This window comes from Streptomyces sp. NRRL S-495, assembly GCF_000966955.1.
Classification (GTDB): domain Bacteria; phylum Actinomycetota; class Actinomycetes; order Streptomycetales; family Streptomycetaceae; genus Kitasatospora; species Kitasatospora purpeofusca.
Genome location: NZ_JZWY01000133.1, coordinates 1 through 8,713 on the forward strand (window position 1 = coordinate 1; position 8,713 = coordinate 8,713).

4 protein-coding genes and 1 pseudogene are annotated in these 8,713 nt (G+C 75.1%); all 5 read left to right on the top strand.

Features of this window, described 5'->3' with window-relative positions; translation table 11 throughout:
- A pseudogene (locus VR45_RS09375) lies at positions 1–1,566 on the top strand (hypothetical protein); the annotation flags it as partial.
- Positions 1,567–1,764: 198 nt separating this feature from the next.
- Positions 1,765–6,336, top strand: a complete 4,572-nt coding sequence (locus tag VR45_RS45460; RefSeq protein ID WP_199925917.1) for a hypothetical protein — start codon at positions 1,765–1,767, stop codon at positions 6,334–6,336.
- Between the two features lie 6 nt (positions 6,337–6,342).
- Positions 6,343–6,774, top strand: coding sequence for a hypothetical protein (locus VR45_RS47850; RefSeq protein WP_078896363.1), 432 nt, complete (start codon positions 6,343–6,345; stop codon positions 6,772–6,774).
- Complete coding sequence (locus VR45_RS47855) at positions 6,767–7,138, top strand: hypothetical protein (RefSeq protein WP_199925918.1); 372 nt, start codon at positions 6,767–6,769, stop codon at positions 7,136–7,138. The genes VR45_RS47850 and VR45_RS47855 overlap by 8 nt, the downstream gene beginning before the upstream one ends.
- Positions 7,135–8,598 (top strand): hypothetical protein, encoded by a 1,464-nt coding sequence (locus tag VR45_RS09385; protein ID WP_199925919.1) that lies wholly within the window; start codon positions 7,135–7,137, stop codon positions 8,596–8,598. Before VR45_RS47855 ends, VR45_RS09385 begins: the two co-directional genes overlap by 4 nt.
- Positions 8,599–8,713: the final 115 nt, after the last annotated feature.

The window sequence follows — 8,713 nt, forward strand, 5'->3', positions numbered from 1 at the left end:
CGCTCGCGCCTCATGCGCGGGCTGCCGTTCGCCGCCGCGAACCAGCCGCCGGACGCGCTGCTGCCCCGGATGGACGACCCGGCCACCGGGATCGCCGCCGCGCCGCCCAAGGCCGCACCTGCGGCGATCGTCACCCCGGCGCAGCTCGCGAACGTCCTGCACCCACCCGGACCCTCGGCGGCCGGACCGCCGGCTGCCGGACCCTCGGCGGCCGGAGCGCGGGAGGCCCGAGCACAGGAGGGCGGAACGCAGGAGGCCGGACCGTCCGATCCGGTGGGCGGGCTGCCGACCAGCTCGGACTTCGTGCTCAGCCTGCCCGGGGACGGGGTGGTGCCCCGGCCGGGCGGCGAGGACTCCGCCGAGGCGCGGCTGTTCAAGCTGGCCCTACGGGACCTCCAGGACGGGCTCGACACCGCCGTGGTCGGCGGGCGGACGCGGGAGCGCCTCCCGCTCGGCATCACGCCGGTCACCGGCGCCCTGCTCGCCGGGCTGAGCGCCGACGAGACGGTGCCCCGGCAGCTGCTGAGCGGGGTGCGGCTCCCGGAGCGTCTCCAGCCCTTCGCCGAGCGGTTCCTGGAGGCGATGGCGTACCCGGTCATCGACCTGCCGATGTACCAGTCGCTGCTGGACATGTCGGTGGACACCTTCGTGCCCAACCTCGGACTGGTTCCGCCGAACACGATCACGCTGCTGGCGACCGACCAGGAGTTCATCGAGGCGTTCATGGCCGGGCTCAACCACGAGCTCGCCCGCGAGCTGCTGTGGCGGGAGTTCCCGACCGATCAGCGCTGCTCCTCGTTCCGCCAGTTCTGGGACCCCAGGGTGGAGCCGCCGCAGCCCGGCGAGACGGCCGCGGAACGCCGTGAGCGCCTCTACGACATCACCCGGATGGACGGCTGGAGCACGGACACCGCGCTCGGCACGCACGACAACCGCGACCTCGTCCAGGAGGAGGAACTCGTCCTGGTGATCCGCGGCGAGCTGCTCAAGAAGTACCCGACGGCCGCCGTCTACGCGCACCGCGCCGCCTGGGCGACGAACGAGGACGGCGTGGTCGACCCCAGCCTGGAGCGGATCCTCGCCGACGTGCCGGACGGCGACCGCCCGTCCCCGGAGCTGGTCAAGCTGCCGATCTACGAGGCCAGGGTGGAGCCGGACATCACCCTGCTCGGCTTCGACCTGACGGCGGACCAGGCGCGGGGGAAGCCGCCGCTGGACCCCGGCTGGTTCTTCGTGATCAAGGAGCGCCCGGGCGACCCCCGGTTCGGGGCCGACGACGGCGCGGGCACCGCGGTCGAGGTGTGGAACGACCTCTCCTGGCGCGACATCGACCCGCTCGACCGGCACTTCGTCAGCCTCGACCCGGGCGTGCAGGTCCCGCTCGTCCGGTTCGACGGCTCCGAGGACGACCAGGAGAAGCGCGAGCAGCGCCGCGAGGACGCCGCGCTACCGCTCTGGCACTCCCGGCTGAGCTCCGCGGACATCGCCTACATGCTCTTCCAGGCACCGGTACTGATCGCCGTCCACGCACAGGAGATGTTGCCCGATGCCCGCCCCGCTCAGTGACGACCTGCCGGTGCTGCTCGGCCCCGTCCGGCTGGAGACCTGCTTCACCGAGACCGAGCTGCTGATCCGGATCTTCCCGGACGAGTGGGCGGTCGACAAGTTCGAACCCCTGCCGGGCGAGGCCGAGTTCACCGCGCTGAGCGCCTACTGGACGGCGGTCTGGCGGGCGGGCGGCGACAGCGCCGCCGAACAGGTGGCGTGGCACGAGTTCACCGGCCGGGTCCCGGTCGGCCGGGCGGCCTGGCTGCGCGCGGAACACCCGCCCGCCAACCCGGCCGAACAGCCGGTGAACCTGCCGGCGGACACCGTCGTGCTGGTCCTCACCGGCCCCACCGCGCCGGCTACTGGACGGCGGTCTGGCGGGCGCACGGCGACCGCGCCCGGCTGCGGTCCGCCGACGCGGCACTGCTCGCCGCCGTCGGCCCGCAGCGGGCCCGGGCCGTGCGCGCCCGGCGGCCGTCCGGGATCGACGCCGCGCCCACCGACCCGCGCAACGGCGTCGTGGTCGCCTTCCTGGTGCTGCCGCACCCGGCCCAGGTGGCCCAGGACTCCTGGACCAGGGCCCCCAGGGCCGGGCTGCTGCCCGACCGGTTCACGGCGCTCGGGTACGTCGGCGGCACCCAGGTCTTCGCCGTCCCCGGCAAGCCCGTGCCCGACGAGCTGGTGGTCGGCCCCGATCCGAACACACCGCCCGGCGAGCAACTCAAGGTGAACGAGCAGACCGGCGCGCTCCGGGTGCCCGCGCCGCTGCGCTGGCTGACCGACTTCACGGCGGCGTGCGAGGTCGGCATGGGCATCCGCGTCCCGCTCGACGCCCTGAACCGCAAAGGGGTGGACCGGCTGGTCGTGCTGGGGCTGCGCGAACGCACCGACCCGCAGCAGTCCGCCGGCGACCTCGGCCGACTGGTCGCCCGGCAGCTGCGCAGCCCGACCGGGTACGCGCTGCTGCCCCAGGGCACCCCCACCAACAACTCCGAGCAGGCACCGGCCGGCCAGGACGCCCGGGAGGAGGCGGACGCCGGTCTGCGCACGGCGGCCGGGTTCGCCGCCGCGGCCGCGCCCGGCGACTGGACCACCAGGACCGACGGCCAGTGCCTCGCCGAACTGCTCGGCATCGACCCCGCGGTCCTGGCCGGGGTGCCGAACGCCGACCGGACCGACCAGCGGGACGCCCGCGCCGCCAACACCGCCCTGTGGCCGGCGACCTGGGGCAGCTTCCTGCAGACCACCCTGCACCCGATCGTGCCGCCGCAGACCGTGGCCGACACCCGCGACTTCTTTCTCCGCCACGTCAGCGGACGCGGCCCCGTCCCGGCCGTCCGGGTCGGTCGGCAGCCCTACGGCATCCTGCCGACCACCGCGTTCAGCCGGCTGGCCTGGCCGGCGGCGTCGGCCCACCGCACCGCCCTGCACGGGCTGTTGAGCGCGGCCCTGACCGACTGGCGGACCGCGGCCGAGAAGGTCGCGCACCTCGCCGGCGGCGACCCGGACCCGCACCAGCGGCTGCTGGACATCCTGGCCCTGCACCCCACCTCGGCCGAGTACCACCAGCGGTACGCGCAGAGCGTCGAGGACGTCTTCAACCGGGAGAACCTCGGCGGCCTCGGGGGCACCGTGCTGCCCGCGCTGGAGGACGTACTGCACATGCCGCAGCCGATCCGCGCACTCCTCGCCCGGCTCGGCTACCAGGTACACCCCCCGGAGCGCCCTGACCCGGCGCTGGTCCGCCGGCTGTTCGCCGGGACGCAGCACCCGCTGCTCGCCCCGCTGGTGGACGACGGCCCGCTCTCCGAGACCGACCCGGTGCGCGCCTCCACGGCCGGTCCCGATCCCGGGAACTACCTGCACTGGCTGGTCCGGTACGGGCGCACCGACCTGGACACGGTGCGGCTGGAGAACGGCTTCGCCGGGAACCGCCCGCCGGCCGCGCTGCTGTACCTGCTGCTGCGGCACGCCGTCCTGCTCGGCTGGGAGGACGCCGGGCGGCGCCTCGCGGTCGCCGCCGGCCGCCCGGCCCCCTCCCTCGCCGACCCGCTCTTCGTCCACGTCCGCGCCCAGCGGCCCGGGGAGCCGGTGCCGCCGGTGAGCGAGAGCCGGTACCGGCAGCTGTACGCCCCCGACCCGGCGGTCACCGGCAGCGCCGACCCGGACCTCCTGGTGCACCGGTACATCCCCGGTGTGCTCGGATCGAGCCCGGCGACCGCCGCGCTCGCCGGGCAGCTGCGCGCCGTCGAACTGCTCGCCGACCTGCCCACCGCCCGGCTGGAACGGGTGCTCGCCGAGCACCTCGACTGCGCGACCTACCGGCTCGACGCCTGGCTGCTCGGGCTGGCCAACGAGCGGCTGGCCGAGCTGCGGTTCGGGCCCGACGGCACCGGCGCGCCCCGCCCGGGCGTCCACCTCGGGTCGTACGGGCTGCTGGAGGACGTCCGGCCGCGCGCGCACCCGCTCGGGTCGGTCACGCTGGACCCGCAGCTCGCGACGGTCTTCGGGGCGGCCGAGATCCCGCACGACCCGACCAACGGCGGCTACGTCCACGCCCCGTCCCCGAGCCACGCCACCACGGCCGCCGTCCTGCGCGCCGGCTACCTCGCCAACGGGACGGAGGCCGCCCCGGGCTCGTTCGCGGTGAACCTGAGCTCCGGACGGGTCCGGATCGCCCTGGAACTGCTCGACGGGCTGCGGGCGGGCCACTCGCTCGGGGCGCTGCTCGGGCGGCGGTTCGAGCGCGGGCTGCACGACCACCACCCCGGCGTCGAGCTCGACCGCTTCCTCCCGGCGCTACGACGCGCGTTCCCGCTGCGCGCGGGCAAGCTGTCCGAGGTGACACCGCAGGGCCGGGCGAACATCGACGTGATCGAGGCCCGCAACGTCGTCGACGGGCTCGAACTCGTCCGCCGCGCCACCCGCCCGCCGGCCGCACCGACCTACCCCTTCGGCGCCCCGGACATGCCGACGGCCTCCGCCGACGAGCAGGACGCGATCAACGCCGAGCTGCGGCACCTGCTGGACATCCACGACGCGCTGGCGGACCTCGCCGTCGCCGAGAGCACCCACCAGGTGCTGCTCGGCAATGCCGAGCGCGCCACCGCGACCCTGGACGCCTACGCCAAGGAGGGCTTCCCGCCGGAGCCCGCCGTCGTACGGACCCCGCGCAGCGGCGTCACCCTGACCCACCGGTTCGCCGTCCAGCTCACGGCGGGGCTCAACCCGCAGGCCGGGGCCGCCAGGTTCCGCGGCGACGGCCCCCGGGCCAAGGCCGAACCCGCGGTCAACGACTGGCTGCCCGGCCTGCTGCCGGCGCAGCAGGACGTGGCGGTCCGGGTCACCTGGACCGACCCGCTCGACGGACTGCCGCGCCGGAGCGACGTCACCCAGTTCGACCTGGAACTGCAGCCCATCGACCTGCTGTGGACCTTGCGGCCGGCGCGCGAGACGGCGATGACCGATCTGGACGACCGGATCCTCGGCGTTGTCGTCGCGCGGGACAAGCCGCGCCCGGACGTCCCGCTGACCATCGAGTACACCACCCGGGTGGACCGCAAGGTCACCCTGTTCGAGGTGTCGCCCCTGGTCGAGGCGCTGCGCTCGCTGCTGACCACCTCCCGGCCGCTGCGGCCCACGGACCTCGTCCCGGCTTCGGGGCCGGCCGGGGTCGACCGTTCGGCCGACGAGGCGGTCACGGTGCCCCGGGAGCGGCCCGCGGCCGTTCGCTCGGGCCTGGACGCCCTGCGTGGCCGGGTGGCCGACCACGTCACCGTGCTGGCGCGGCTCTACCCGCCCGAGCCGGCCCCGGTGCGGCGCGACGAGGTGATCGACCGGATCGACGCGCTGGTCTCCACCCACAGTCAGCTCGCCGGCACGGCCGGTCTGTTCGGCCTGCTGCGCAGCGGTTGGGGGGAGCTGGTCGAGTGGCGCCGGGGCGTGTTCGCCGACGTCCTGGCGGCGGTCGCGGTGGCGGCCGCGCGGATGGGGCGTTCGCTCGCCGAGGCGGACGCGCTCCTCGCCCGTTACGACGCGCTGCCCCCGTCCACGCCGGCCGAGGACCGGTTCCGGCTGCTGGAGCAGACCGAGCGGCTGCTCACCACCACTCCGACCAGCCCGCGCCCGTCGACCCCGGTCAAACTGCGCGTCGTCGTCGCCGGCCGCAGGTCGGCGTTCGACTCCCGGCTGCAGGCGCTCCGGCGGATCGCCCGGACCACGCGCACCACGCTCGCCGGTCTGGTCGGCGACGTCCGGGCGCTGTTGCCGCTGACCGCCTTCGACCCCGTCGGCCTGGACCCGGCGCCGTACGAGGACCGGATCGTCGAGCTGGGCCGCGACCTGCTGGCCCGGGCACAGGCGCTGCGGAAGGACGTCACCGCGCGGCTCGCCGCCGCCGACACCGCGCTCGCCGAGCACGACGCGGCGGCGACCGATCCCGACCGGGTCCGGGCGGCCACCGCGGCGGTGGTGGCGATGCTCGGCGAGGACGTCCTGGTGGTGCCCGAGTTCACGCCCTCCGACCAGCTGGCGCAGGACTGGCGGCGGGCCCGCGCCGACAGCCCCGGGCTGGTGAAGCACCTGACGGACGACTTCGACCGGGACTTCCCGGTGGACGACTGGGTCCACGGCGTGGCCAGGGTCCGGGAGAAGCCGCGGCTGTGGGAGAAGGCCGTCGCCCTGGGCGACGCGCTGCGCGGGCCGGGCGGGCTGCTGGGCAACGTCCCCGGCTGGCAGGAGCCGCAGCTGACCCCGGTCCAGTTCCCCTACCGGGAGCGCGACCACTGACTGGCGATGGAGTTCCGGGCGGGCACCCGGATCGAGGAGGACCGGCTGCTGTTCACCGCCCACTACGCCCCCGAGCCCCTGCTCGGCCCCGCCCGGCGGTGCGGGGTGCTGTTCGACGAGTGGACCGAGGTGGTGCCGGCCGAGCACGAGACCACCGGGATCGCGGTGCACTACGACGGCCCGGACTCCGAGCCCCCGCAGACCATGCTCCTGGTCGTCCCGCCGGTCCGGACCGGCGCCTGGGTCTGGGACGACCTGGTCGCCGCCGTCCGGGAGACCTTCGACCTGGCCCGGGTCCGGGCCGTGGAGCCGGGCCACCTCGACGGCACCGCCTACGCCCAGTTCCTGCCGGCCACCGTCCTGTCCGCCACCCGGCAGCCGATCACCATCAGCACCGATCTCGCGATCGCCAACCTGCGAGGGAAGGCCCGTGGCTGAGCCCCGGATCGAGAATCTCCGCGAGGCGCTGGACAACCGCCGCGCACCCACCGTCGGCCTGTGGAACCGCATCGAGGGCAGGCCGCGTACCACCGACTTCGCGCGGGCGCTGCGCGCCGAGGTGCGCGACCCGCTGTGGATGCTCACCCGGCAGTGGCAGATGGGCGAGTTCCGCGGCACGGACGGCGGCTCGCCGGTCACCGCGACCTATTCGGTGGTCGCCACCCCGCCGAGCCGGTTCCGGCCCGCCGATGGCGCGGTGGAGCCGCTGCCCGCCGACCGCCCGCTGGAGGCGGTCGCCGAGCGGCGCCCGCTGCCGTTCTCTCCTTCGACCTGCGGCTGGCGATCGGGCGCCGTTGGATGAAGCTGATCGGCAGGACCCCGATCCTGCTCGGCCCGAACATCCGTCAGAAGTACGTCGACCGCTACCCCGTCGCGCTGCCCGACCCCCGGGCGGACGCGGACGCCCCGAGGGTGGCGCACCCCGAGGTCTGGTCCGCCCTGCAAACGGTGGCCGGCCGCCGGATGGACGGCTACGAGTTCTACCTAGCCCTCAAGCGGGGACGGCCCGCGCACGACGGGATCGACGGCCTGGTGGGCCTGCAACGCGATGAGCTGGCCAAGCTGGCCCGACGGCTGACCGCCTGGTTCGACACGCTGATCGACCAGCCGGCCGAGGACCCGACGACCCACACCGGCAACACCGCCTGGGACCCGGCGCGCCTGGAGCACCGCTTCTCGGTCGCGGCCGGTGCGAGCGGCGGGGCGGAGAAGGTCCTGACCGCGCAGGAGTACCCGGGCGGCACGCTGGACTGGCACGCGTTCTCCGTCGACCCGGCCGGTCCGCTCGGCGGGGCCGCCCCGCCGCCCGCGCCGCTGAACCGCACCGTGTTCCCGGCGCCGGTCCGGTTCTCCGGTATGCCGCTGCCGCGCTGGTGGGCGGTCGAGGACGGGCGCACCAACTTCGCCGCCGTGCGGCCGGACAGCACCGACCTCGCGCGGCTGGTCTTCCTGGAGTTCGCGCTGGTCTACAGCAACGACTGGTTCCAGCTGCCCTGCGACCTCCCGACCGGGACGGTCGCCTCGATCCGCGGGCTGGCGGTGACCGACGTCTTCGGCCGGAAGCTCTGGATCACGCCCGCCGGGGCGGGTGACGACGCCGACTGGCAGCGCTGGTCGATGTTCACCCTCGACACCATCGGCGACGCGTCCGTCCCGGCGGACACCGACCTCCTGCTGCCGTCGAGCGTGCCCAAGGTCGCCGAGGGGCCGGTGCTGGAGGAGGTCGTGCTGGTCCGCGACGAGAGCGCGAACATGGTGTGGGGCGTCGAGCAGACCGTCCGACTGCCCACCGGCGAGCCCCGGCGCGGCAGCGAGGTGGCCGCCGAGATCCTCGCCCACCGGCTGGCCCTGCACCCGCCGGCGGTGCCGCCGCCGGCCGCCGCGCCGGTCCGCTACGAAGCGATGAACACCGTCCCGGAGAACTGGATCCCGTTCGTCCCGGTGCACGTTCCGGGGCAGAACCGTCAGATCCGGTTGCAGCGTGCGGCGATGCTCGGCGCCGTCGACGGCGAGCCGGTGCCGGCCCGCACGGCCCTACTGCGCGAGGGCTTCGACCAGGGCCGGGCGTACTTCGTGCACGAGGAGGAGGTGCCGCAGACCGGCACCGGCATCACCTCGTCCTTCAACCGCACCCGCTGGAGCGACGGCCGGGTCTCGCTCTGGCTCGCCACCCATCGCCGCACCGGCCGGGGCGAGGCCTCCAGCGGGCTGGCCTTCGACTTCCTGGAGGACACCACGCCACCGCCGGGCGCCGCCGGCTGACGCCCGAATGGAGTCGGGGTGGATCGCGAGGACCCGTTCGGCAGCTGGGCTTCGCGGGCGCGCCCCAGGGGTTGTCTGACAATTCGCGTCGCATGAGCGCACGGCGTTGGGCGCC

Bases quoted from the DNA above. Each gene is read 5' to 3' on its own strand.
- VR45_RS09385 (WP_199925919.1), top strand. From the start codon at position 7,135: ATGAAGCTGATCGGCAGGACCCCGATCCTGCTCGGCCCGAACATCCGT.
- VR45_RS47850 (WP_078896363.1), top strand. From the start codon at position 6,343: ATGGAGTTCCGGGCGGGCACCCGGATCGAGGAGGACCGGCTGCTGTTC.